Genomic DNA, 26,522 nt, shown 5'->3' with positions numbered 1-26,522 from the left:
GTTAAGAAAAATGAAGGTGACGATTGGGGGGGGTCGCAAGAACCCGCTGCGCGTTCTATTCTTGACCCATCCCCAACTACTTTCGCCGGCAATGCAAGTCATTCAACGTATTATTTCCACTTCGATTTTAGTTGCTGATGTCCGGCTTGAGCCTTGGTGAGAAAACTTGCTGGTTTACGAATGTTCTGGCGATATAAAAATACTCGCCAAGACTTTTCTAAAAAGTGGCTGCATCTGGTGCAATTCATGGCGTAAAGATTATGGAATGAGTGCGCCAAAGAATTATAATAACCTTGTGATTCGTTTGAACAAACTACTTGGTGTGATGTTGTGAGAGTATGCTGATGTGGTGCCGGGAGGGGGAATCGAACCCCCATGAAGTTGCCCTCGCGGGATTTTGAGTCCCGTGCGTCTACCAATTCCGCCATCCCGGCTTTTTTCCTGCAAGTGCGCAATTATTACCGAAATCGGATCGTACGGCAACTAATACCGACAGTTTGCTGGCCAGAGTTTGCATTCCAGGTGAAAAAATTGGTCAACAAATGTTATATTGCTGGAAAAGGGCGAGCGAGTCTTTACTGGTATTTCAGATATTTGTACTTTCGAACCATGCCGCTATTTTTGCCAGCCTGGTGATTGTTGGTTTTCTCAGTGAATGGCAATCCAGAATATTAATCCAACCAGCATATAACACGAGAATTGGAGAATTATTCCATGTCGAGACCTTCTTTGGCTGACTGCGAGGCCACTACGCCGGAAGCGGATTTGCTTTTTTATAAAGTATCCAAGTATCTCAAGTCTGATGATATAGCGTTGCTCAAGAATGCTTATGTCTTCAGTCGGGGTGCGCACGCCGGCCAATTCAGGAAAACTGGCGAGCCTTATATTACGCATCCGGTCGCGGTCGCGGGAATTCTCAGTGAATTGCATCTGGATGCGGTGACGTTATCTGCGGCCTTGTTGCACGATGTCGTGGAAGATACCGGTATTTCCAAGCAAGAGATCAGTGAGCGCTTCGGTGTCTCCGTGGCCGAGCTTGTGGACGGCGTTTCCAAGCTTGACCGTATCGAGTTTCAAACAAAAGCCGATATGCAGGCTGAAAATTTTCGCAAGATGCTGCTGGCCATGGCGCAGGATGTGCGCGTCATGCTGATCAAGCTGGCCGATCGTTTGCATAACATGCGCACCCTCGGGGTCATGCGCCCCGAAAAACAGCGCCGTATTGCAAAGGAGACGCTGGAAATTTATGCGCCGATTGCGCATCGCTTGGGGCTGGAAAATGTCTATCACGAACTGCAGGAGCTGGGTTTTTGTTTTTCCTATCCGACTCGTTATAAGGTTCTGGTGAAAGCATCCAAGGCGGCTCGCGGGAACCGGCGGGAAGTGGTTGGAAAAATACTGGAGGCAATCAAGCAGCGTCTGCGGGATGTCGGGCTGGATGCGGTCGTCACCGGGCGCGAGAAACATTTGTACAGCATTTACAAGAAAATGGTCGAGAAACAGCTTAGTTTCTCCGATGTGCTGGATATTTATGGCTTCCGGGTTGTCGTCAAGGATGTTTCATCCTGTTATGTGGCGCTTGGGGCACTGCATGGCCTGTATCGGCCCATTCCAGGGAAATTCAAGGACTATATCGCCATTCCCAAAGCAAATGGTTATCAGTCGCTGCACAGCACGCTGCTTGGCCCTTACGGATTGCCGATAGAAATACAGATTCGCACCCGTGACATGCATCATATTGCAGAAACTGGCGTTGCCTCGCACTGGCTCTATAAAAGTGGCGATGCTGAAATAGATGATCTGCATTTGAAAACCAATCAATGGATGAAGGGTTTGTTGGAAACGCTCAGCGATTCGTTTGATTCGCTGGAATTTCTCGAACATATCAAGGTTGATCTGTTCCCGGGGGAGATTTATGTCTTCACGCCGCAGGGCAAGATTCTGGCTTTGCCCAGAGGTGCCACGGCGGTCGATTTTGCTTACGCTGTCCATACTGATGTGGGCAATTGTTGCGTGGCTGCCAGAATCAACGGTGAAAATGCGCCGCTGCGTACCCGGCTGAAAAGCGGGGATCGGGTGGAGATTGTGACGGCTCCGGCCGCCAAGCCCAATCCGGCCTGGTTGACTTATGTGGCGACCGGCCGGGCACGCTCGAGTATTCGGCACTTTCTGAGAACAATTCAATACGATGAGTCCGTCAAGCTAGGAGAGCGCTTGCTGAACCAAGCGTTGAGTTCGTTCGGGATGGATCCGGAAACTGTCAGCAGCTCGCAGTGGGAAAAGCTGGTAAGAGATATCGGCGTCAAATCAAAAGACGAGCTGCTGGCAGATATTGCGCTGGGTAAACAGCTGGCTGCCGTCATCGCGAAACGCTTGGTTATGCCGGGTGAATCGGTTTCTGATCATCCGGGCAAGAGTTCCATCACCATACTCGGCACCGAGGGTATGGCGGTTAAGTTTGCAAAGTGCTGCTATCCCATTCCCGGGGACGGGATTGTCGGATTGATCAAGAAGGACCGCGGGCTGGTGATACATACCCAGGATTGCTCGACAGTGGCCAAGAATCACAAGAATGCCGACAGTCAACTGGATGTCGTCTGGGGGCGGGATATCAATCGATCGTTTCCGGTGGGCATATTCATGGTGGTGGTCAACAAAAGCGGGGTGCTCGCGCGGGTTACCACCGAGATCGCCAAGGCGGACTCGAATATCGATGATATCGCGCTGGAAAATGACAAGGATTACGCGACCATGCGCTTTGTTCTGCAAACCAGGGATCGCCGCCACCTGGCACGGATTTTACGTCGACTCAAGCATATCGAGGAAGTCGTGAAACTTGGCCGTATCAGGCATTAGTGAATGATGTCCGGTGTGAAAACCGGCTGATATTGCGATGAGGTGGATAAGGGAAGCTTTGCAGACAGGCGGCCTGGCTGATTGATTAAATAGTTCGCTTCCCTTTACAGGGTAAAAGAGTGCGGTTTTTATGGCTGTTTTTTGTCCTGGCGCACTTTCTCGATCAGCTGTTCGAGTACGGCAATGGTGTCCTGGGGCGTGCTGGCGAATTTGCCGCTGGCGAGATATTTTCCGTCGACTATCAGAGCGGGTACGCCCGTGATCTTGTATTGCCGGGTCAATTGCGCGGACCGGTTCGCCTGGTTTTGTACGGAGAATGAATTATACGCGTTGGCAAATTTGCTGCGCTCGATGCCCTGTTTTTCGGCCCAATCGAAAAGCACGTTTTCTTTGAATAGATTGATTTTCTCGCGATGGATTGCATGGTAGATCTTGCCATGGAATTCGGTGGTGATGTCCAGGCTCTCGATGGCATAAAAAGTTTTGGCGGCGGGCATCCAGTTGGCGCGGAATACCGCGGGCACGTAGCGGAAATTGACATCGTCGGGCTTGTTTTCCAGCCATTTCGCCAGATAGGGATGCAGATCATTGCAGTGTGGGCAGCCATACCAGAAAAATTCGATGACTTCGATCTGCTGCGCGTTTTCGGTGGGTTGCGGTGAGGGTAGCAGGGCGTAATCCCTGCCCTCAACAATTTCCGCATGGGCAATGGAGATGCCTGCCAAACCTGCAAGAAGGGTACTCAGAAAAAAATGGGCGATTTTTTTTACATTCATTTACATGTCCTCATCATCGAATTGAATGGGATGCTTGCGTTTGAACCAGGATCCCCCGGTTGGCCGGTCAGGCTGTGATGATGCTGGTAATCGGCAGCCAAGCGCTGAACTTCGGAGTTCGGCATGGCCAGGGCGTACCTGCCTGATTTACTGGCCATTACCTGGTGTGCGAACGAGACTCGTTGCCATGCCGCTTGCCTGCAAGGAGGATCTGACCCGGTCGACTTCTTCCAGCTTGTTGAAAGGCCCGATGCGTACCCGGTGCAATACCATGTTGTCTGCCGATTTTCCGACCTGGACCGAGGCCACTACACCCAGCATTGCGAGCTCGGCTTTCATTCTTTCCGCATCACCGGGGTTTCTGAAGGATCCAGTCTGTATGTAGTAATGTTCCCTGGCTGCGGGCGCTTTTTTTGCCGGCGAGGCAGGGATGGCAGGTGTGGGGGCGCTAGGAGCAGGGCGAGGAGAAGGCGGTGGTTCGAACAAGTCTTCGCCAGCCGGCTCTTCGATGCCGGGCAATATATTATAAAAATCAAAGCGTGGTTTGTTCAGGTTTGCCTGGTTAGCATCAGAGGTGGCCTCTTTCTTTGGAGATTTTGGCGTGGATTTCTCCGGCGGCGCTGATTTGGCAATTTTTTCCTCGGTGAGGTAAGGGCTGGGCGCCTGGCTGATGTATAGCCATACGCCTATGGCGCTGGCCAGGCCCAGGGTATAGCCGATGAATAATCCAAGCATCATTGAGCCGCTGCCTTTGCGGTTTCTGGTGGCGTTTCTTTGCTTGTAATCCCGACTCATGAATAATTCCGTGCTCTGGTTTAATTACATTTCACGAGGCGACGTTACGCCGAGCAGCGTCAGCCCCTTGGATAGGATTTGTTGAATCACTGAAATCAATGCCAGCCTGACAATCTTGAGGGCTTCTTCGGAAACGAGAAAGCGCGTTGAATTGTAATAGCTGTGAAATTCGCTGGCCAGCTCGCGCAGGTAAAACGCAATCAGGTGCGGGGCGCGTTCCCTTGCTGCCGCTTCCACGGTCTCCGGAAAATCGATCATTTTCTGTAGCAGTGCCAGCTCAGCCGGATCGTTCAGTAAAGTAGTATCGGCGGTGGCAAGCATGGCTGGGGTGCCGTCCCATTGGGCGAGTACACTGCAAATGCGGGCATGTGCATATTGCACATAATAGACCGGATTATCATTGCTTTGTGATTTGGCGAGATCCAGATCGAAATCCAGATGCTGATCGCTTTTGCGCAAGACATAGAAAAAACGTGCCGCATCGTTGCCCACTTCCTCGCGCAACTGCCGCAGTGTGACGAAATCCCCGGAGCGGGTCGACATGGAAACTTTTTGACCATTCCGGTACAGGACAGCAAATTGGACCAGGGCGATTTCAAGTTTTTCAGGGTTCAGCGAGAGTGCTTCGATAGCACCCTTTACTCGCGGGATGTAGCCATGATGATCCGCGCCCCAGATATTGATCATGTGATCAAAGCCGCGCTCATATTTGTTGAGATGATAAGCAATGTCGGATGCAAAATAGGTATACTGGCCGTTTTCCCGCTGTACCACGCGATCCTTTTCGTCACCGAACTCGGTGGAGCGGAACCAGACGGCGCCATCTTGCCGATACAGCAGCTTTTTTTTCTCCAGCAGGTGCACGGCATGGGCGACCATGCCGCTGTCAAACAGGGATTGTTCCGAGAACCAGGTCTCAAACTCCACGCCGAATTCCATCAGGTCATTCCGGCAGTCGCCCAATTGTTCTGTCAGAACTAAATTGTGCAAATAGGCGTAATCCTGTCCGAGGATGGATTTTGCGGTAGCGATGAGGCTGTCCAGTAATCCATCATCGCTTCCAGCCGTTTCCAGCGAGCTGGCTTCGGTCAGTTTCTGTATCATGGCGTCGGAGCGATGCACGTAACGATCCCCATGGGCGCGGTATATTTCCGTCGCCATGTCGATGACATACTGGCCCTGATAAGCGCTGCCCGGGAATGGGAAAAAGAGACCATTCAGTTCCAGATAGCGCAGCCAGGTGGATAAGGTCAAGATGTCCATTTGCCGGCCGGCGTCATTGACATAGAACTCGCGTGCAACCGTATAGCCGGCAGCAGCGAGAATGTTGGCTAGACTGGCGCCAAACGCCGCGCCGCGCCCATGTCCGACATGCAGGGGACCGGTCGGATTGGCAGAGACAAACTCAACCTGAACGGTTTTTCCCGCACCGAGCGAGCTTTGGCCGAACAGTTCGCCTGTTTGTAATACAGTATGCAGAAACTGCTGCTTGGCGGTATTTTTTAGAAACAGGTTGATAAAGCCGCCGCCGGCAACTTCGGTTTTCTCTAGCCAGGGCGATTCGGGTAACGCTTTGATCAGTGCCTGTGCTAATTCACGTGGATTTTGGCGCAAGTGCTTGGCCAGTTTCATGGCGAGATTACTCGCGTAATCGCCATGGCTGGCTTGCTTGGGCCGGGACAGCTCGACATGAATCTTTGTTTCGGACGGAAGCAAGTTGCTTGCAGCCTGGTCGAGTAACTGGGTGCAATGCGCTTTGAAATTAGGTGGAATAATTCTTGTGACCATGTTGGGAATCGTGTTTCAGCAAGCTCGCATTATACCGGCTTGCACGCAAACCTGTACGCGGTTTTGTCGCACAGGTCATGTCACGTGCATTTTGTTTGTTGTCAGCGGTGTAGCGGGAGTGATGCCAGTCAGGTGTTCGTGTATTTCGAGGCCTGCCGATTTCATGTGTGCATCAGCCAGTATATAATGTGTCAATATTCTATTGAACCGATTCTAAAAATGACGAGGGGTCCTGGTAATGGAAGAAGTAGTGGAAAAATCTGAGGAAGCGATACTCGATGAATGCATTCAACACGCGACAGAGGTCCTGGCAGAACAGCTTCCGCACATCAAGGACAAAAAGAAGTATGATTTTGCGCCGCAATTCAAGGAGATGACCATCCAGCTTTACCTGGTTGGGGTGATGTGGAAGTTTTATAAGCAGTATGAAACAGCCGAGAATGCGCTGGAAAAAGCCTATGGCGCGCTGGCTGCCATGATGGCCAAGGACGGGATTAAACCCAAACGCGTAGAAAAACAGGTCGCTTTTATCAGGAAGGTTTCCAAACTCGAGGATGATGAAGCATTAGCGACGGCGTTAGGGTATGAATCCAAACCTGGCGACCGAAGCCTTGCGGCAGTATTTGACCAATACCTCGACGATGTCAGGGTGTCGGGCAGTTTGTGGCGCTATTATGATAACGGTAAGAAAATTTTGCTGCTGGGCGGGCTACTTTTCGCGATGATTGGGGTCTGGTTTATGACGATTTTTATGCCGGAAAGCGACGACATGGTCATTCTCGCGGTAGGTCTTTTGATGGCGTTCTTGTTCATGATTCCGGTTTCTCTGATCGGCCTGTTGATTTACCGTCACAAAATCAAGAAAGGCGGACGTTCTGATATGCCATCCTCCTAGCATTTGAGCTGGTGAATCAGACACATTCAAGCATGATAAAGCCATGCTTTCTGGAGCAGAATGTTTGCAAAGATAGGCTTTTTGTAAGTGATTTTACCCATTCAATAATCTGCTGGTGGGGTAACTGCCCATCACGCTTGACATTACCTTGGAGTTTATGAGCGCAAACATCATTGACGGTAATCTTGTCGCGCGCAAGCTTCGTGCCGAATTGAAATTACGCGCCGACTTGCTGGCGGAAACCTGGCTGCAGCCAGGACTGGCGGTTATTCTGGTTGGCAATGACCCGGCTTCTTCCGTGTATGTCCGTAACAAAGCCAAGACATGCGGAGAGCTGGGTATTCGATCTGAGGTCTTCAATTTTCCTTCCGACATCTCTCAGGATATGTTGTTACGGCAAATACTGGACCTGAATGCAAACCCTGAAATTCATGGCATCCTGGTCCAGTTGCCATTGCCCGGGCATATTCAACTAGACGAGGTGATCGCCGCGATAGCCATCGAGAAGGATGTGGATGGATTTCATCCTTGCAATGTGGGGGCGCTGGTAACCGGCCATGCCTTGTTTCGGCCCTGCACGCCGTTTGGGGTGATGAAAATGATGGCCGAATACGCTATTCCTGTTCAGGGGCAACATGCTGTCGTTGTCGGGCGCAGCAATATTGTCGGCAAGCCCATGGCGCTGATGCTGCTGGAGAAAGGTGCTACCGTTACGATCTGCACCTCCAAAACCCGCGACTTGGCGCATCACACCCGCCATGCGGATATTGTCATTATGGCGACGGGCAAGGCTAATTTGCTGACAGCAGAAATGGTCGGGGAAGGTGCGACGGTTATCGATGTCGGCATCAATCGTATGGCTGATGGCAAGCTGTGCGGGGATGTGGCATTCACGGCCGTCAAGGAAAAAGCCGGCTATATTACGCCAGTGCCCGGCGGTGTTGGTCCCATGACCATTATGATGCTGATGAACAATACCATTGAAGCAGCCGAACGTGCTAAAACAGGTATGCAATCTATTGCCCGGCGTGGACCGGTGCAATAGTCTTGGAATTGCTTAATAAGGGAGCAACGATTCGATATGGATTCACAGGATATTGACCCTCAGGAAACACAGGAGTGGCTGGACGCTCTGGAAACGGTGCTGGCAAACGAAGGCGCCGAGCGCGCGCACTATCTGCTGGAGCGGCTGGTAGAGAAAGCACGCCGTTCCGGTGCATACCTGCCGTACAGCGCCAATACGGCCTATATCAATACGATTCCATCTGGTAAGGAAGAGCGCTCACCGGGTGATCATGCGCTTGAGCATCGTATCCGCTCCTATGTGAGGTGGAACGCGATGGCCATGGTGTTGCGCGCCAACCGCAAAACCAATGTGGGTGGGCATATCGCCAGCTTTGCCTCGGCCGCAACGCTTTATGATGTGGGCTATAACCATTTCTGGCGGGCTCCAACTGAAAAGCATGGAGGCGATCTGGTTTATGTGCAGGGCCATTCCTCGCCCGGTATCTATGCTTATGCCTATCTGTTGGGCGCTTTGACGGAAGAGCAGCTCGATAATTTTCGCCAGGAAACTGAAGGGAATGGATTGTCTTCCTACCCGCACCCATGGTTGATGCCGGATTTCTGGCAATTCCCCACCGTTTCGATGGGTTTGGGGCCCTTGATGGCTATTTACCAGGCCCGTTTCATGAAGTACCTGGGAAGCCGGGGGCTGGTCGACACCGAGGATCGGAAAGTGTGGGCATTCATGGGCGATGGTGAAATGGACGAGCCGGAGTCGCTTGGCGCCATCACTTTGGCTTCGCGCGAGAATCTGGATAACCTGATTTTCGTTGTTAACTGCAATTTGCAGCGTCTGGATGGGCCTGTCAGAGGGAATGGCAAGATCATACAGGAGCTTGAAGCGGCTTTCCGTGGCGCCGGCTGGAATGTGATTAAGGTGATTTGGGGCTCGTATTGGGACCCGTTGCTGGCCAAAGATACTAGAGGATTGTTGCAGCAGCGCATGATGGAATGTGTGGACGGTGAGTATCAGACCTTCAAGTCTAGGGATGGCGCTTACGTCAGGGAACATTTTTTCGGCAAGTATCCCGAGCTGCGCGAAATGGTGGCCAACATGTCTGATGATGATATCTGGCGCCTGAACCGTGGCGGGCATGATCCGCATAAGGTTTATGCGGCCTATACAGCTGCATTGCGCCACCGCGGACAGCCCACTGTGATTCTGGCCAAAACCATCAAGGGTTATGGGATGGGAGAATCGGGTGAGGCACAAAACATCACGCACCAGCAGAAAAAAATGGGAACGACTTCATTGCAAGCGTTCCGTGATCGTTTTGGGGTACCCGTGCCCGATGATAGGATTGATGACGTGCCCTATCTCAAATTTGACGAAGATTCCCCTGAACATTCGTATATGCATGGGCGTCGCGAAGCTCTGGGAGGATTTCTACACCGTCGTCGGCGGCAAGCAGAGAGCCTGCAGGTGCCGCCATTGGAAGCATTTGAATCTTTGCTGAAAGGCAGTGGCGAGGGCCGGGAATCGTCCACTACCATGGCGTATGTGCGCGCGCTCAATGTGTTGGTCAAAGACAAAAAAATCGGTAAGCATATTGTGCCGATTGTAGCGGATGAATCGCGCACCTTCGGCATGGAGGGCATGTTTCGCCAACTCGGTATCTGGTCTTCGGTCGGTCAGCTCTATACCCCGCAGGATGCCGATCAGTTGATGTATTACAAGGAAGACAAGCATGGTCAGATTCTGCAGGAAGGCATCAACGAAGCGGGTGCCATGTCTTCCTGGATTGCAGCCGCCACTGCCTACAGCACGCACAATGTGCAGATGATCCCTTTCTTCATCTATTATTCAATGTTCGGCTTTCAGCGTGTCGGGGATCTTGTCTGGGCGGCCGGCGATATGCGTTGCCGGGGATTTCTGATAGGCGGAACAGCCGGGCGTACGACACTCAATGGCGAGGGGCTGCAGCACGAGGATGGGCATAGCCATATCCTGGCTTCCACGATTCCCAATTGTGTCGCTTATGATCCCGCCTATGCTTATGAGTTGGCTGTCATCATTCAGGATGGCCTGCGCCGCATGTGTCAGGAACAAGAGGATGTGTTTTATTACATCACGGTGATGAATGAAAATTATTCTCATCCGGACATGCCGAAAGGTGCGGAGCAGGGCATTTTGAAAGGCATGTATCTGTTGCGTGAAGGGAGCAAGCGTTCCAAAAAGCCGCGCGTACAGTTATTGGGCTCGGGAACCATTCTGCGGGAAGTGATCGCGGCGGCCGAGTTGTTGGAGAAGAACCATAACGTCGTGGCAGATATCTGGAGCGTGACCAGTTTCAACCAGCTGCGGCGAGAAGCGCTCACTGCTACCCGCTGGAATCTGCTTCATCCGACGGAGTCAAGCAGGCTTTCGTATGTGCAAACCTGTCTCAAGGATCGCGATGGTCCGGTGGTTGCCGCTAGCGATTATATGAAGATCGTTGCGGACCAGATCAGGGAATTTGTGCCAGGACGCTATTGCGTGCTGGGAACGGATGGTTTTGGCCGTTCCGATACCCGCGAACGGTTGCGGCGATTTTTTGAGGTTGACCGGCATTACATTACCGTGGCAGCGCTCAATGCGCTGGCAGAGGAAGGTAAAATCCCGGCAGCACAGGTTGCCGAGGCAATCCAGGCTTATGCGATTGACCCGGATAAACCGGAGCCGGTCAACGTATGAGTGGGATGCCAATGAGTCGAGTTATTATGTTGGATCGTCTTGCTGGCCGTTGTGGCAGCAAATCGGGGAGTGCGCGTGGCTGAAATCAAAAAAGTACTGGTTCCAGATATTGGGGATTTCGAAAATATTCCAGTGATCGAAATCATGGTCAAAACGGGTGATGCTGTCCGGGTAGAAGATCCCTTGATCGTGCTGGAGTCGGATAAGGCTACGGTCGAAGTGCCTTCGCCGTATGCCGGGATTATCAAGCAGATCAAGGTCAAAGCCGGCGCCAAGGTGTCGGAAGGCGCAGAGATTCTGACCATGGAGGTGACTGCCGAAGACAGTGAAGCTGAGGGTTCCAGTCCGGCGCAATCCGAAACCAGGGCGCCTGAAGCACCAGCCGGCCAGCCAGTCGAAGAGGGCGGCGAAGAAACCAAGGCGGTGCAGTCACAGGCTGCTGCCGCAAAGAAACCGGCTGAGCCCTCTCGTCCCCCTGTGCGGATGGAAGAGAGGGCCGGGCACGATGCGGATGTGAAGCCTCACGCGGGCCCTGCTGTGCGGCGATTTGCCCGGGAACTCGGGGTAGATCTGAGCCGGGTAACCGGAACGGGCCCTAAGCTGCGTATTCTGAAAGAAGATGTTCAAGCCTATGTCAAGCAGGTAATGGCTGGAAATCAGGGCGGGACAGCCGGTGGCGGACTGAATCTATTGCCCTGGCCACAAGTGGATTTTGCTAAGTTTGGGCCCATTGAATTGAAGCCGTTGGCGCGCATTCAGCAGCTCTCTGGTGCGAATCTTCATCGCAACTGGGTCATGATCCCGCATGTCACGCAATTTGACGAAGCAGATGTGACGGATCTGGAATCACTTAGAAAGTCGCATAATGATACGAATCAGGAAGGGGGTATCAAATTGACCATACTTGCCTTTCTGATCAAGGCTGTGACAGCCGCTCTCAAGAAATTTCCGGAATTCAACGCTTCACTCGATAATGGCGCGGAAGAAAGCCAGCTGATCATCAAGCGTTACTATCATATCGGTTTTGCGGTGGATACACCCAACGGGCTGGTCGTGCCGGTGATTCGTGACGCTGATCAGAAGGGTGTGATGGGGATCGCCGAGGAACTTGGCGTAATGTCGTCGCTGGCTCGCGACGGTAAATTGAAGCCCGCCGACATGCAGGGCGCGAGTTTTACCATATCCAGCCTGGGGGGTATCGGCGGGACGGGCTTCACACCGATTATCAATGCACCAGAGGTGGCCATATTGGGTGTTTCGCGGGCAAGCCTGAAACCGGTTTATCGCGACGATAAACTTGTCCCGCGTCTGATGCTGCCCTTGTCGCTGTCGTACGACCATCGCGTGATCGATGGCGCTTCGGCTGCCCGGTTTACCACACATCTCGCCAATATCCTGGCAGATATGCGGCTGGCGTTGTTCTGAGGATGCCGGATTGTGCCGGTTCCTTTATATGTTGCGTATTTCAGTAAATGATCGCAGCTAACGGCTTCTCACTGGTAGGAATCTACGGCGGCACATTTGACCCCGTGCATTACGGCCATCTGAGAGTGGCCGAAGAGCTCGTGGAAGTTTTGCAGCTGAGCCACTTGCGTTTTCTGCCTGCACATCATCCCCGTCTGCGCAATGCACCGGTTGTGGCCAGCCGCCATCGTGTTGCCATGCTGCACCAGGCCATCCATGACAATGCCAGGTTTTCAATGGACGAGCGGGAGATCAAGCGGCCAGGAGAAACCTATAGTGTCGAATCGCTGCGCGAACTGAGGCAGGAGTATGGCGAGCATAAATCGGTTGCGCTGTGTTTCATTCTGGGGGCCGATGCTTTTATGAAGCTGCCGGGCTGGTACTGCTGGCACGAGCTGTTTGAATTATGCCATCTTGTTGTGGTCAATAGACCAGGGCATGCTTTACTCACTGACCCGTCCGATTTGCCTCTGGCGCTGAGAAATATCTGTCAGGAGCGTTGGGCAGCTCATGCAGGTTCGCTCAAGGAAATGTCTTCCGGGCTTGTCTATGTTGCACCAACGACCCTGCTCAATATTTCTTCGACTAAAATCAGAACATTGATGGCGTCAGGAAAAAGCGCCCGTTATCTATTGCCCGAGAGGGTGCTTGATTATATCAACATGCATAATTTCTATGCTGGAGGAAAATGAAGTCTGAAGAACTGCAGAAAATAGCCATTGTCGCGCTGGAGGATCTCAAGGCCAAGGATATCGAAGTGATTGAGGTAGGGCATTTTACTTCGCTATTCAATACCATGATAATTGCCAGTGCCGAATCCACCCGCCAAACAAAAGCACTGGCTAATCATGTGCGCGAGGAAGTAAAGGCGGCAGGCGGGACAGTTTATGGGGTCGAAGGTGAGCAGACCGGTGAATGGTTGCTGGTCGATCTGGGGGATGTGGTGGTGCATATCATGCAACCCGCCATTCGCGAGTACTACGACCTTGAGGGGCTGTGGGCAGAATCGGTCTGGAGACCGTCTAAAGAAGGCTCTGCTGCATAACAACGGTCTGGTCTTTATCCAATCGGGTTTTGCGGGCGGTCGCTAGGTATATAGCAGGTAAATCGGTCAGTTGTTGAAATTTCTGGCATTATTTTCTTGGCGCAATCACGGTGCTGCTTGCCTGCCTATTGCTGGCTGGGAAGTATCATGAAACTCTTTGTGTTAGCGGTCGGAAACAAGATGCCGGCGTGGATCGAGGCGGGTTTCAAGGAATATAGCCAGCGTATGCCGCGAGAAATGGCTATTCATTTGGTTGAAATCAAGCCGGAGAAGCGGAGCGGAAAAAAAATCGAACAATTGCTCCACGCTGAAAGTGAACGGATACATGCAGCACTGCCATCCGATTGTCATGTCATTGCGATGGATGAGCGCGGCCAGCAGATCACGACCATGAAGCTGGCGGACAGACTGACGGAGTGGATGGCATGCGGACGGGATATTGCGTTTGTTATCGGTGGGGCTGATGGGCTGCATCCAACCATCAAGTCGATGGCGCACGAGAAGCTGGCACTGTCCGCGCTGACCCTTCCGCATGGGCTGGTCAGGGTTCTACTGGCAGAACAGCTTTACCGTGCCGTTGCGATCATGCGGCAACACCCTTATCATCGTGCCTGACTCTAAACTTCCATTAAAAGTGCCGTTTTTAATGGTTTGGGGGGCAAGACCGTCACTGGGCGCTTCGATAAGGTTTGTTAACTCTCAAATTTTGGACAATGGTTTCAGCCAAGGATTATATTTATCTCGCATCGCGCAGCGCTCGTAGACGCGAATTGCTCAAGCAAATCGGAATCAGGCATAACGTGTTGCTTATGCGCGAAACCTTGACGCGGCCGGTGGACGTGGATGAAACACCGCTGGCCGAGGAATCCCCGACCGATTATGTTTACCGGATCACCCATGCCAAGGCAGAAGCAGGCTGGTTACGCCTAAGGCAGCGTAAATTACCGCTTTCCCCGGTGCTGGCTGCGGATACCGTCGTTGTGCTGGATGGTTGCATTCTTGGGAAACCCAGGGATATCGAGCATGCCGAAGAAATGTTGCGCGCGTTATCCGGCCGGAAACATCAGGTGCTGACTGCGATTGGGCTGGCAGTCCAAGGGGAAATTAAGCTGCGGCTGTCAACTACCACAGTTCGATTCCGGGATATCAGCCAGCGAGAAATCAAGGCTTGCATTGCCAGCGGAGAATCGCATGACAAAGCCGGCGCTTATGCCATCCAGGGATTGGCGGCTGCATTTATCATTGAGATTTGTGGCAGTTATAGTGGCGTCATGGGTTTGCCATTATTCGAGACAGTGCAATTGCTGGAAGAAGCCGGGATATCCATATTTTTCTGAATCAGTGCATTTAACCCCGGCCCCAAACGGTTTTCTCTATGAGTAATGAAATCCTTGTCAATGTCACGCCACAGGAAATACGGGTTGCGAGCATGGAGCAGGGGATCGCACAAGAATTACACATCGAGCGTACCAGCAGCCGGGGGATCGTAGGCAATATTTATAATGGACGTGTCAGCCGTGTATTGCCTGGCATGCAATCAGCATTTATCGATATCGGCCTCGAGCGTGCTGCCTTTTTACATGTGGCGGATATCCATGAATTTGGTCACAGCAGCCAGAACAAGCCCATCGAACAACTCCTGGCAGAGGGCAGCAATGTACTTGTGCAGGTTGTCAAGGACGCCATAGGCGCCAAGGGTGCAAGACTCTCCACGCAAATCAGCCTTGCCGGGCGATTGCTGGTTTATTTGCCGCAGGAATCCCACATCGGCGTATCGCAGCGTATCGAGGACAATGCCGAACGTGATTTGCTGCGCCAGAAATTACAACGTCTCCTGCCACCCGATGTGGCGGGCGGCTACATTATCCGCACCATGGCCGAGACTGCTGAAGAGCCGGAATTGCGGGCGGATATCGATTACCTGCACAAGCTCTGGTTCGATATTCAAAAAAAATCCACAACCATTCGCCCCCCTACACTGCTGTACCAGGATCTCGACCTTAGCCTCCGCGTCTTGCGTGATTTCGTCGATGATGTCACTTATCGTGTCCTGGTCGATTCGCGCGAGACATTCCTCAAGATGGTCGGATTTGCACAGGAATACATGGTGAATGATGCAGAGAAGATCAGCCACTACACGGGTGAGCGGCCACTGTTCGATTTGTACGGCGTTGAGCAGGAGATTGAGAGATCATTGGCGAGAAGAGTGGACCTGAAGTCGGGCGGGTATGTCATCATCGATCAGACTGAGGCGTTAACGACCATGGATGTCAATACAGGTGGATTTGTCGGTGTGCGCAATTTTGATGACACTATTTTTAAAACCAATCTCGAGGCGGCTCAAGTCATTGCACGGCAACTTCGGCTACGAAACCTGGGTGGCATTATCATTATCGATTTCATCGATATGGACAGGGAAGAACACCGCGCTGCAGTCCTGGCTGAATTCAACAAAGCATTGTCGAAAGACCGGACCAAGATGACAGTCAATGGCTTTACCGCTCTGGGGTTGGTCGAAATGACGCGCAAGCGCACGCGTGAGAGCCTGGCCCAGATACTGTGTGAAACCTGCCCCACTTGTGAGGGACGCAGAGAGATCAGAACGGCCAAAACAATCTGCTATGAAATATTGCGCGAGTTGTTGCGGGAATCCAGGCAGTTCGATGCCCAGGAGTTTCGGATTCTCGCTTCCCAGCAAGTGATCGATTTATTTCTGGACGAGGAGTCACAGAGCCTTGCGCAATTGGGTGATTTCATTGCTAAACCGATCAGCCTGCAGGTCGGGGCTTCCTATACTCAAGAGCAGTATGATGTGGTGCTGATTTAAATATTCTGGATGAGGGACTCTATTTGTAGTGGGGGCCGGAATGACCTATCTGCTTGCCATGGCATGTAGATTGATATCTGGTTGGAGATAGGTTTGATACATTTTCCAGCATTATTACTGACCGTTTGAATTTCCGGACAATATCTCAGAAGGAGCCGCGATCATGAACCGGATTACTGCCATGTTTTGCTTGTGCCTGACAGCTTGTCTGGCAGGTCCACAGGCCGCCAGGTCATCTGAACTCATTACCATATTTCAGAATGTGCGCATCTTTGATGGCATGGGCGCGGCACTGACACCACCACGCCATGTGCTGGTAAGAGGAAATGTGATTGAACGGATTTCAGCCGATCCGATTTCAGTTGAGAGAGATGCATCTCCGGAAATTATCGACGGTGCGGGCCGCACTCTCATGCCAGGGCTGATTGATGTCCATACCCACTTGGCTATGGGTACGATTACAGAGTTGGTGCTAATGACTAGAGATGCCAACTATGCCACTTTACTCTCTGGCAAGGCTGCTGGTGAGATGTTGATGCGTGGCTTTACTTCTGTTCGCGATGCCGGTGGACCAGTGTTTGGACTCAAGCGTGCAATCGATGAAGGGCATATCCCGGGGCCACGTATTTGGCCGTCGGGTGCCCTGATTTCACAAACTTCTGGACACGGTGATTTTCGTTCGATTCATGATTTGCCACGTGCGGATGGTGAGCTGCATTTTTCAGAGCGCTTGGGGTACGCTGCTATCGCTGATGGCGAATCTGCTGTGCTGAGGCGAGTGCGCGAGCAGCTCATGCAGGGTGCCAGCCAGATCAAGTTGGTAGCGGGTGGCGGGGTGAGTTCGCAATATGATCCGTTGGATGTCAGCCAATATACCGAGGCTGAGCTGCATGCTGCCGTTCAGGCAGCATCGGCTTGGGGAACCTATGTCATGGTCCATGCCTACACAGCGAATGCCATACAGTTGGCTGTCCGTGCTGGCGTGAAATGTATTGAGCATGGACAACTGGCGGATGAAGAATCGATCGAGATGATGGCCGAGAATAATGTCTGGCTGAGTATTCAGCCGTTTCTCGGTGAGCCTGATCCACGCTTTCCTGAAGGTTCTCCGCATCGTATCAAACAACTTCAGGTAGCTGCTGGCACAAACAATACGATAGCACTGGCCAGAAAACATGGAGTGAAAATTGCCTGGGGGGCGGATATCCTGTTCAATCCGGCCAAGGCAAGAGCTCAAGGCACGCAATTGTCAGTCATGTCACGCTGGTTTGAGCCCGCCGAAGTGTTAAAGATGGCTACCGGTATTAATGCGGAACTGCTTGCGCTATCGGGAGCCCGTAACCCTTATCCAGGTAAGCTCGGCATAGTTGTTGAGGGTGCTCTGGCCGATTTGCTGCTAGTGGAAGGCAATCCACTGGAAAATCTGGCGCTCATCGAGAACCCGGAACAGAATTTTGTCGTCATCATGAAAGATGGTCAAATTTATAAAAATAGCCTTTGAATTTGCGCGTGTTGACTGGAAGCAGATTGCTAAGTGATGAGATTGGCCGAAATAAAGATTGATAATCGTTATCATTTCCGATAATATCTGAAGATAGTATCCGACAATCATTCCCAGCATCTGGGTTTCATGAGTACTACCGTGCCAGATCGGGCATATCGGGCAAAAAATATCTTTACGTGTATGATCAAACCACATCGTAAACCGGTTTTTACCAGCATATCTCTCCTCAGTTTGCTGGGCGTGCTGGCGGTGCATGCGGCTTTCCTCTATGGCATGTGGCAGCACCGTTTCAGTACATCGACTACGCATACCGTCACACTTTATGCTGAATTTATTTCACCTTCAGAGAAGGCGGAGGCGACTCAGGCGCCTAAAGTCGAATTAAAAGCGGAGCCTATGCCGCCTCCGGAAAAACCCAAGCCGCCTGTCAAACGCGTGCAGCAGCAACCCAAGCGCCAGCTGGTCGCCAATGCGCCTGCCCGTACTCAGGAAAATTTTGTGGCGCCGCCCCCCCCTGTGGAAGAACCCAAGCATGAACCACAGGAGCAAGAGGTTGTCGAACCCGTGGCAGCAGTGTCAAAACCTGCACAGATGCCGACAGGCCCGGTGACATTGTCTGCCGAATTGTCGGTATCTTGCCCGGAGCTGACCCGGCCGGCTTATCCTGCATTGTCCCGGCGGCTGGGTGAAGAGGGCAAGTTAATGCTGCAAGTGGAACTCGACGAATCGGGCCGTATTAGCAAAACCCAGATCGTCGAGAGCAGTGGTTATGCCAGACTGGATAATGCGGCGCTTTCGGCTGTTAAAACCTGGCGCTGCCGCCCTGCAATGCAGGATGGTCAGCCTGTGCGATCAGTTGCCCTGCAGCCGTTTAATTTTGTAATTGAAGGAAATTGATGTATGGAAAAAACGCTCGGTTTTTCTAATTTTCTTGCTCAGATTGACCATGTTGGTATGAGTGTGCTGATTTTGCTGCTGACCCTGTCGGTCGCAAGTTGGTATTTGATCATTACCAAGAGTATCGGTAATCTGATCGCTTCCAAACGTGCGAATGCCTTTCTCGAGCGTTTCTGGCAGATTGATTCCCTGTCTCGCCTCGAAACAGAAGTCAGGAATGAAGCGGCTGATCATGCCTTTATTCAGCTGGCTAAAACGGCGCTGGCTGTGACTACGGATTCACGCCAATACGGCATGGAGAAGCTTGCCGCAGCAGGCGGCAGTGGGGAGTTGCTGACCCGCGCGTTACGTAACAGTTTGGATCAGGAGTCGGCGCGGGTCGAGAATGGTCTTACCATCATTGCTTCTGCAGGGTCTGCTGCGCCATATATTGGCTTGTTCGGGACAGTATGGGGAATCTATCACGCGCTGATTCAAATCGGTCTTTCTGGCCAGGGGACGCTGGACAAAGTCGCCGGCCCAGTGGGAGAGGCGCTGATCATGACCGCGTTGGGACTGGCGGTCGCTATTCCGGCCGTATTGGCCTACAATGGCTTCGTCCGGCGCAACCGTGTATGGCTAGCGCAGCTGGATGGATTCGCGCATGATCTCTACACGATACTGACGGTTGGCAGCAAGGCTAGCGAAAAGTATGATCAAGAGAAGACTCAGGAACACCTGTCAGCACCGTCCATGCCCGCAACCGGGCTGGCGGGCGCAGCCACGGCCAGCTTGGCAGGAGAGGAACGCTAATGGCATTCGGTGATTCAACGCGCTATCAGAGTAAAGCCGCGATGTCGGAAATCAACGTGGTGCCGTTGGTGGACGTGATGCTGGTGTTGCTGATTATTTTCATCATCACGGCACCCTTGCTGACGCATTCGGTCAAGGTGGATTTGCCCAAGGCTTCAAGTAATCCCAATGTGACGCAGCCCGAGCATATCGAATTCGCTATTCGGTCAGATGGCAGTTTTTTCTGGAGCGGCGAACAAGTTACGCTCGAACAATTGCCGCCACGTTTCGCGGATGCAGCGGAAAAATCTTCTAAAACGGAATTGCATATCCGTGCTGATCGGGACGCGCATTATGAGCTCGTGGCCAAGATCATGAGTGTTGCCGCCCAGGCTGGGCTAACCCGCATCGGGTTTGTGACCGACCCAACCAGCGAATGAACGGCAGGCATCAGTCATCTGTTTGTTCCAGATGGTGAGTCACCGTTCTCTTCTCTTCACATCGGCCAGGTGGTCAAGATATTATTCTGATCATCTGGCCGGCAAATTTCCCGCCAATGATTTTATAATTCCCTGTGCGCAGTATTTAATCTGAAAATTTCAGTTGAACAGGGTGAGCGTGCAGTTCTCAAACTACGGAGTAGGACAAGACTCGCTACATGGTGATGCCATTCCTGGATGTTGTCACGTCACCTGATCGCGCTATCACCGGTTGGGTGGATATGAAAGTCACAATCAACTGAGAATTTCAGGTTTAAGCGCGCTGTCTCTTTGCATTTCGCTAAGTGGGTACAGGGAACAAGGGGTGCGCCATGTGGGGCTTGAAGCAGTCAGGAGTAGGGTGTGTGTGGCAAATTGGGTGCTGTTTGCCCGCTACGATTGCCTGGGCGCAGCCTCCGGCAGATACTGCACCGATCATGCTTGATCCGATTCAGGTAACCGCCACACGCAGCCCGCGGCAGCCTTCACAAATTCCTGGCGCTATCTCGCTTATTTCGCGGGAGCGGCAGCATGATTATCTGCCTGGCAGGACACTGGATGAGTTTGGGCGCGGCACACCGGGCGTTTTTTTCCAAAATCAGTTCAACTTCGCGCAGGACTTGCGTATTGCCATCCGTGGTTTCGGTGCGCGCTCCGCATTCGGTGTGCGCGGGATCCAGATGCATGTGGATGGCGTTCCATTGACCCTGCCCGATGGCCAGACCCAGCTCGATGGCATCGACCCCTCCCTGATAGAGCGCATGGAGATTTTGCGCGGCCCTTCAGCTTCCTTGTTCGGCAATGCCTCGGGTGGCATGATCAGCATGACCACACTGACCGCCCCGCATGAGGGATGGGTCATTGCGCCGCGCCAGGTATTCGGTCAGTTTGGTCAATTCAAATCGGAAATCTACGCCGGTGGACGAAGCCAGCTGCTCGACTATGGATGGTTCGGTTCTTATCTGCGGCAGCGTGGCTGGCGCGATCACAGTGAGACGGAAAATCTGTTTTCTCAGCTCAAGCTGAATTATCTCAGCGGGGATGATGCTGACTGGATGCTGGTGTTCCGCAAGTTTTATTCCCCGGAAACCCTGGATCCCGGTGGATTGACGCTGGCTGAGCTGCATGCAGACCGCAGGCAGGCATCTCCGGGCAATCTGCGTTTCAATGCAGGCGAACGTATCAATCAGGAACAATTCGCACTGCGGTATCGCAAGGCCATCTCCGCTGCCCGTGAATTGACTGTGACCGTCCACGGCTTACACCGCGATTTCCGGAATCGCTTGCCGTTCGTCGCAGGGGGGCAGGTATCATTCGAGCGCTGGGTGGGGGGCGTGAGCATGCAATATGTCAGTGATCACACCCTACTGGAACGGCCCAACCGTCTCCTGGCGGGATTCGATTACGGCATTCAAAATGATGACCGCCAACGCTACCACAATGATTTCGGCGCACGCGGGGCGCTTGCTTTGAATCAGATCGAACGGGTGCAAAGCATCGGGCCATTCTTCCGCAGTGAATGGGAAGTCAGCGACAGGCTGGCTGTTACACTGGGCGGGCGCTGGGATTGGTTGCATTACCAGGTCAAGGATAAATTCCGGGCTGATGGCGATCAATCCGGTACCCGGACATTATCTCAGGCAAGTGGTACCGTTGGGTTCGTGTATCGTTTGGCCGATCGTCATCAGTTTTATGCCAATGCCGCATCGGTATTCGAAGCGCCGACTACGACCGAGTTGATCAATAATCCGGCTGGTGCGGGCGGATTCAATCCCGATCTGGATGCGCAACTTTCCTTGAGCCGGGAATTGGGTATACGCGGCGAATTGGCCGGACTAGACTATGAAGCAACAGGTTTTTTAATCAGCTCCCGGGATGAAATTCTGCCGTTCGAGCTGGCAGCATTCCCGGGGCGTGCGTTTTTCCGGAATGTCGGCAGGTCCCGCCGGCTAGGGTTCGAAGGAAGTCTGTCGACCCCTGAATGGAAAGGCTGGCGGGCACAAATGGCTTATAGTTACTCGGATTTCACTTTTCAGACATTTGACAGTGATGCCAACAACTTGCAGGGCAATGCGCTGCCGGGCATTCCAGCGCATCGATGGGACGGAAACATCCGTTATGCCCACCCATCTGGTTTGTTTGGACAATTGTACCTGCAACGAGTAGGCAGTTTTTTTGCAGACAACGCGAATACAGTTACCAATCCTGCCTATCTCCTGGGCCAACTGCTCTTTGGGTGGGAGATCAAGCGCAACGATATAGAGGGATCGGTATTTGCCGGGATCGATAATTTATTTGACGCACGTTATAACGCGAATGTGCGTATCAACGCCGCGGCCGGCCGGTTCTTCGAACCTGGGCCGCCGCTCAATGTCTTTGGAGGAGTCCGTGTCCGGTTGCTGGTTTTTTAATGCGCATCAAAGCAGGAAAATGCGGGCACACTGTTCTATATTCTCTGCTGCCAATGGCGGTGTAACCAGAATCTATCACAAGTTTTATAGTGCGTATAAACTTGTGCTGCATAGGGCAGCTTTGACCACTGAAGCGAAGGGTGCATTTTATGCACCGCGCTACGGTGAGGTGATGCATAAATGGCTATTTGAGAAGCAGAATGAATCAGGATTCATAGCGCTTTCCATTGCCTCTTCCAGTGTCAACCCGATAGGTGATACGATGAACCGTGACTATGCATTCACCTTCCCGATAATAGTTTAGAAGCCTATATGTAGGTGAATAAGGTTGGGCAAGTGTCGTGATATACGCTTGCGTCGATCAGCAAACGAGGCCAAGGAGGATAGATTTATGCTGCGCAATTTTCAGGGAATCATGGTGGTGATCTTCAGTCTTTGGTTGGGCGTGCACTTCCCGGTATTTGCTCAGCCAGCTCCGGCAGAATTTGAGGTCAAAACGGTTGCAACCGGTCTGAATTTTCCATGGGGGATGGCGTTTCTGCCCGATGGCCGTTTATTGGTCACGGAGCGTGTCGGCCGATTACGCATTGTTTCGCCAGAGGGTGACGTTTCTGACCCAGTGCAGGGTGTGCCAGCCGTGTACAGTGAGAAGCAGGGGGGGTTGCTGGGTGTCGCGATCGATCCGGATTTTGCTCGTAACCGTACAATCTACCTGTCTTACGCAGAACGACAGGGCAGGCTGGCAGGCACGGCGGTTGCACGGGCAGAGCTTGCGGGATTGGCACTGAAGAACTTGCGGGTAATTTTCCGCCAGCAGCCAAAAACGAGGGGCGCGCAGCATTTTGGTTCCCGCTTGGTGTTTGCACCGGATGGTAATTTATTTGTAACACTGGGAGACCGTGCGGAATATATGCGAGAAGCCCAGCGGATAGAAAATCATCTTGGCACATTGATCCGCATCCGCCCGGATGGAACGGTTCCCGCTGACAATCCCTTTGTTAACAATCCTCAAGCCAAACCGGAAATCTGGTCCTATGGTCACCGCAATATCCAGGGGGCCGCGCGTCATCCCGAGACCGGTGCGATCTGGATTCATGAACATGGTCCACGCGGTGGGGATGAAATCAATATACCCAAATCCGGCAAAAATTATGGCTGGCCGGAAGCCAGCTATGGCACGCATTACTGGATGGCACCCATCAAGGATGAACATGCTGAACAGGGATTTGAAGAGCCGATTTACTACTGGACACCTTCCATCGCGCCTTCCGGCATGGCCTTTTATACAGGGAAACTGTTTCCCGCCTGGCGTGGCAATTTGTTTGTCGGCGCTTTGGCAGGCAAGCAATTGGTCAGGTTGGTGACCGATGGTGAGCGCATCGTTCAAGAAGAGCAATTACTGAAAAATTACGCACGTATCCGCGATGTCGAGCAGGGCCCGGATGGTGCGCTGTACCTGCTGACGGATGAGGTGAACGGCAAGCTGATCAAGCTGGTGCCAAAGGCCTCTGAAGCAGCACCGCAATCTGGTGGCTGATAGGGGATGCTTGGTTGCTTATTATTTCTGCTTCTGAACCATTGCCAGTTTCAATACGGTGCATAAAACGTATTCTATGTATTCCAGTGGCAGCCAGCATCGTGCGTAGGATGCCTTGCCCTGTGGCTTTAAAGCCGATCATATCGGCCTTTTCTTTCAACTGAAAATGTAGTTACCAATCATCTGACAGGCACTAGTGCTCCGTTCCGCCAAACCGCTTACATGAAATCGCGCCTTCGCCTGTCATGCGTTGTTGCAAATCCTCGTCATAGCTACGGCTATGACTGCGGTTTGCGCCTAGCCTGGCAGGCGAATCCATCGATTTCATTTGTAAGCTAATTGACGGAACGGAGTACTAGGCTGGCCAGCGTGCGGGCATTAAGTGGTGCAGCGCCATCGGCGTCATTATCGAAATAGACATGAACTTCCTTGTTTTCTTCCAGCCAGCCATTTACCTGTTGCGCCCAACACTGAAGTGCCTGGACAGGGTAGGAGGAAGCATAAGTGGCGTCATGGCCATGCAGGCGTATATAGACCAGGTTGGTGGTGATGGCCTGCCACATGGGCCAATCGGCGGCATCCGACTGACACACGGCTATTCCGTTGGTATGCAGGCAGGTTGCGACTTGTTGATTGAACCAGGAAGGATGACGGAATTCGATTGCATGCCGTACTTCCGGCCAAGCGGTGAGAGCCTTGGCAAACTCGCCCAATCGAGCGAGATCCATGTCCAGGGCAGCCGGTAACTGCCAGAGCACAACCAGCAATTTGGCGCCCAGCCCCTGAGCGCGCTCGCGTTCAAGGTGAATGCCCGGCAGGGTATCCAGGAGTTTTTTGTAGTGTGTCAGGTAGCGGTTGCCCTTGAGGCTGAAGCGGAAATCGGGCGGGGTTGCATCATGCCAGCGACGATAGGTCTCCCGGCTTTGCAGACGGTAGAAGCTGGCATTGATTTCAACGCTGTTGAAATGGCGGCAATAAAAGCCTAGCCATTGTTGTTCGGGCAGACCATAATAGAAGCCATTCCGCCAGGCGGTATAATGCCAGCCGCTGGTGCCGATATGGGCACGGGCAGGCATGGCTATCCTTTGATACAAATCAGCGGTTCCAGGCATGCGATCTTGCGCGCCAATCCTGCCTGATCGGCCGTATTCACTACGCTGGATACGTTTTTGTATGCGTCCGGGGCTTCCTCTGCCACTCCCCGTAATGACGGACTGCGTATCAGTATTCCTCTGGCCGCCAGGTCATCCACGACTTTACGGCCTCTCCAGTTTTTGTGGGCCTGATGCCGGCTCATGGCACGGCCTGCGCCATGACAGGCCGAACTGAACGCCAGTGCTTCGCTTTGCTCTGTGCCAGCGAGAATATAGGAGCTGGTGCCCATTGAGCCACCGATCAAGACCGGCTGGCCTACAGCACGCAGGGCGGCAGTCATTTCAGGATGACCGGGGCCGAAGGCGCGGGTGGCCCCTTTGCGATGTACGTAAAGCTCGCGCAAGTTACCGTCCACGAGATGCGTTTCTACTTTGCAGGTATTGTGAGAAACGTCATACAGCAGCGACAGCTGCGCGTCTGGAAAGAAGTGAGAAAATGCCTGGCGTGTCAGATGGGTCAGAATCTGCCGATTGGCAAGTGCGCAGTTGATGGCCGCACGCATGGCGCCGAGATATTCTTGTCCCAATGTGGAATTGATCGGCGCGCAGGCAAGCTCCCGATCAGGCAGGGTGATGCCATGCTGCGGGGCGGCAGTCACCATTTTTCTGAGAAATTCGGTCCCGATCTGATGGCCGAGGCCGCGTGAGCCGCAATGAATGCTGATCACGACATCCTGCTCCTGTATCCCAAAAGCCTGTGCGGTCTGGGTGTCAAATATCTGTGCAACCTGCTGAACTTCAAGGTAATGATTGCCCGAGCCGAGTGTGCCCATTTCGTCATGCTGGCGCTGTTTCGCATGTGCCGAGACACAGTCGGGACGTGCGCCGCGCATCTGGCCGCCTTCTTCGATGCGTTCAAGATCGGCAGCATTTCCATAGCCCTGTTTGACCGCCCAGGCGGCGCCGCCCAGAAGCATTGCGTCCATCTCGGCTAAATTCAGGCGGATGGCGCCGGTACTGCCCAGACCGGCTGGAATCTGATTGAACAGGCTGTCGGCCAGTATTTTTTGGACCGCCAGAATATCTTCCGTTTTTAAGCCGGTATGCAAGCATCGCACGCCACAGGAAATATCGAAGCCAACTCCGCCTGCAGAGACCACCCCACCTTCTTCTGGATCGAATGCGGCGACCCCGCCAATCGGAAAGCCATAGCCCCAATGTGCGTCCGGCATGGCATAGGCAGCCTTGACGATGCCGGGCAGTGTGGCGACATTGCAGATTTGCTCGTAGACCTTATCATCCATTGCGTGAATCAGTGCCGCATCGGCATAGATGATTGCCGGCACGCGCATCGCACCATGGGGAGCGATCTCCCAGGCGAATTCAGTGTGGCGGGAAAAGCGTGTCTCGTCCATAGATGGTGCCCTCCGTCAGAAAAGGTCAGCGCCTGGAAGCGGTGAATCATTCCGCCATCAACACGCTTGCAATGATTCAGTTAGATGGATTCATACCTTTGTTGCCAGTGCGCTTGCTTTGCCTCGCGCATTAATGCGCTGATTTGAAGTCATTTGGCTAGGAGGCTGTCCGAGAATAGACTGATCTACTGCGGACGAGCCTGATTGGCCGGATTTTCCGATCCTTTTC

Annotated in this window: 22 protein-coding genes and 1 tRNA gene; 17 read left to right on the top strand and 6 right to left on the bottom strand. The window is 52.8% G+C overall.

Translation table 11 applies throughout. From position 1 onward, the window contains the following. Positions 1–347: 347 nt before the first annotated feature. Positions 348–434, bottom strand: a tRNA-Leu gene (locus ABTW62_RS07090). Between the two features lie 280 nt (positions 435–714). On the opposite strand from ABTW62_RS07090, the gene ABTW62_RS07085 reads away from it, so the two are divergent. Further along, a complete protein-coding gene (locus tag ABTW62_RS07085; RefSeq protein ID WP_430903896.1) occupies positions 715–2,856 on the top strand; it encodes a RelA/SpoT family protein in 2,142 nt (713 codons plus the stop codon). A 128-nt stretch (positions 2,857–2,984) separates the two neighbouring features. Here ABTW62_RS07085 and ABTW62_RS07080 read toward each other — a convergent pair whose 3' ends face one another. From ABTW62_RS07080 to argS, 3 genes are all read right to left on the bottom strand, one after another. Beyond that, positions 2,985–3,632: a thiol:disulfide interchange protein DsbA/DsbL gene (locus tag ABTW62_RS07080; RefSeq protein WP_430903895.1), complete on the bottom strand. Its 648-nt coding sequence runs from the start codon at positions 3,630–3,632 to the stop codon at positions 2,985–2,987. A 147-nt stretch (positions 3,633–3,779) separates the two neighbouring features. Next, entirely contained in the window at positions 3,780–4,427 is a 648-nt protein-coding gene (locus ABTW62_RS07075; protein ID WP_430903894.1) for an SPOR domain-containing protein, read from the bottom strand. A gap of 24 nt (positions 4,428–4,451) precedes the next feature. Next, entirely contained in the window at positions 4,452–6,215 is a 1,764-nt protein-coding gene (gene argS, locus ABTW62_RS07070) for an arginine--tRNA ligase (protein WP_430903893.1), read from the bottom strand. Between the two features lie 238 nt (positions 6,216–6,453). Here argS and ABTW62_RS07065 point away from each other — a divergent pair, with 238 nt between their 5' ends. The 16 genes from ABTW62_RS07065 (at position 6,454) to ABTW62_RS06990 (ending at position 23,784) form a co-directional block, all read left to right on the top strand. Further along, complete coding sequence (locus ABTW62_RS07065) at positions 6,454–7,110, top strand: hypothetical protein (RefSeq protein WP_430903892.1); 657 nt, start codon at positions 6,454–6,456, stop codon at positions 7,108–7,110. Positions 7,111–7,267: 157 nt separating this feature from the next. Beyond that, positions 7,268–8,155, top strand: coding sequence for a bifunctional methylenetetrahydrofolate dehydrogenase/methenyltetrahydrofolate cyclohydrolase FolD (folD, locus tag ABTW62_RS07060; RefSeq protein ID WP_430903891.1), 888 nt, complete (start codon positions 7,268–7,270; stop codon positions 8,153–8,155). 36 nt (positions 8,156–8,191) lie between these two features. After that, the gene (gene aceE, locus ABTW62_RS07055) at positions 8,192–10,849 is read left to right on the top strand and encodes a pyruvate dehydrogenase (acetyl-transferring), homodimeric type (RefSeq protein WP_430903890.1); all 2,658 of its coding nucleotides are present in this window, start codon (positions 8,192–8,194) and stop codon (positions 10,847–10,849) included. A 75-nt stretch (positions 10,850–10,924) separates the two neighbouring features. After that, positions 10,925–12,274 carry a dihydrolipoyllysine-residue acetyltransferase gene (gene aceF / locus ABTW62_RS07050; protein ID WP_430903889.1) on the top strand — a complete coding sequence of 450 codons (1,350 nt, stop codon included), beginning with the start codon at positions 10,925–10,927 and terminating at the stop codon, positions 12,272–12,274. 47 nt (positions 12,275–12,321) lie between these two features. Next, a complete protein-coding gene (nadD, locus tag ABTW62_RS07045; RefSeq protein ID WP_430903888.1) occupies positions 12,322–13,005 on the top strand; it encodes a nicotinate-nucleotide adenylyltransferase in 684 nt (227 codons plus the stop codon). Continuing rightward, a complete protein-coding gene (gene rsfS / locus ABTW62_RS07040; RefSeq protein WP_430903887.1) occupies positions 13,002–13,358 on the top strand; it encodes a ribosome silencing factor in 357 nt (118 codons plus the stop codon). The genes nadD and rsfS overlap by 4 nt, the downstream gene beginning before the upstream one ends. A 147-nt stretch (positions 13,359–13,505) precedes the next feature. Further along, positions 13,506–13,973, top strand: coding sequence for a 23S rRNA (pseudouridine(1915)-N(3))-methyltransferase RlmH (gene rlmH, locus ABTW62_RS07035; protein WP_430903886.1), 468 nt, complete (start codon positions 13,506–13,508; stop codon positions 13,971–13,973). A gap of 98 nt (positions 13,974–14,071) precedes the next feature. Then, positions 14,072–14,695 (top strand): Maf family protein, encoded by a 624-nt coding sequence (locus ABTW62_RS07030; RefSeq protein WP_430903885.1) that lies wholly within the window; start codon positions 14,072–14,074, stop codon positions 14,693–14,695. A gap of 38 nt (positions 14,696–14,733) precedes the next feature. After that, positions 14,734–16,185 (top strand): ribonuclease G, encoded by a 1,452-nt coding sequence (rng, locus tag ABTW62_RS07025; RefSeq protein ID WP_430903884.1) that lies wholly within the window; start codon positions 14,734–14,736, stop codon positions 16,183–16,185. 163 nt (positions 16,186–16,348) lie between these two features. Continuing rightward, on the top strand, positions 16,349–17,686 hold the full coding sequence (locus ABTW62_RS07020) for an amidohydrolase family protein (RefSeq protein ID WP_430903883.1): 1,338 nt from the start codon (positions 16,349–16,351) through the stop codon (positions 17,684–17,686). A gap of 183 nt (positions 17,687–17,869) precedes the next feature. After that, positions 17,870–18,586, top strand: coding sequence for a TonB family protein (locus ABTW62_RS07015; protein WP_430903882.1), 717 nt, complete (start codon positions 17,870–17,872; stop codon positions 18,584–18,586). 3 nt (positions 18,587–18,589) lie between these two features. Further along, positions 18,590–19,378, top strand: a complete 789-nt coding sequence (locus ABTW62_RS07010; RefSeq protein ID WP_430903881.1) for a MotA/TolQ/ExbB proton channel family protein — start codon at positions 18,590–18,592, stop codon at positions 19,376–19,378. Next, entirely contained in the window at positions 19,378–19,797 is a 420-nt protein-coding gene (locus ABTW62_RS07005; protein WP_430903880.1) for an ExbD/TolR family protein, read from the top strand. The genes ABTW62_RS07010 and ABTW62_RS07005 overlap by 1 nt, the downstream gene beginning before the upstream one ends. 371 nt (positions 19,798–20,168) lie before the next feature. After that, positions 20,169–22,247, top strand: a complete 2,079-nt coding sequence (locus ABTW62_RS07000) for a TonB-dependent receptor family protein (RefSeq protein WP_430903879.1) — start codon at positions 20,169–20,171, stop codon at positions 22,245–22,247. Between the two features lie 121 nt (positions 22,248–22,368). Continuing rightward, positions 22,369–22,551 (top strand): hypothetical protein, encoded by a 183-nt coding sequence (locus tag ABTW62_RS06995; RefSeq protein ID WP_430903878.1) that lies wholly within the window; start codon positions 22,369–22,371, stop codon positions 22,549–22,551. Between the two features lie 87 nt (positions 22,552–22,638). After that, positions 22,639–23,784 carry a PQQ-dependent sugar dehydrogenase gene (locus ABTW62_RS06990; RefSeq protein ID WP_430903877.1) on the top strand — a complete coding sequence of 382 codons (1,146 nt, stop codon included), beginning with the start codon at positions 22,639–22,641 and terminating at the stop codon, positions 23,782–23,784. Positions 23,785–24,119: 335 nt separating this feature from the next. Here ABTW62_RS06990 and ABTW62_RS06985 read toward each other — a convergent pair whose 3' ends face one another. After that, positions 24,120–24,860 (bottom strand): DUF72 domain-containing protein, encoded by a 741-nt coding sequence (locus ABTW62_RS06985; protein ID WP_430903876.1) that lies wholly within the window; start codon positions 24,858–24,860, stop codon positions 24,120–24,122. A gap of 2 nt (positions 24,861–24,862) precedes the next feature. After that, the gene (locus tag ABTW62_RS06980; protein ID WP_430903875.1) at positions 24,863–26,293 is read right to left on the bottom strand and encodes an RtcB family protein; all 1,431 of its coding nucleotides are present in this window, start codon (positions 26,291–26,293) and stop codon (positions 24,863–24,865) included. Between the last annotated feature and the right edge of the window lie 229 nt (positions 26,294–26,522).

The organism is Nitrosomonas sp. ANs5 (genome assembly GCF_050584665.1).
Lineage (GTDB): Bacteria > Pseudomonadota > Gammaproteobacteria > Burkholderiales > Nitrosomonadaceae > Nitrosomonas.
The sequence above is the reverse complement of the archived record's forward strand: the minus strand, read 5'-3'. Positions and strand labels throughout refer to the sequence as shown.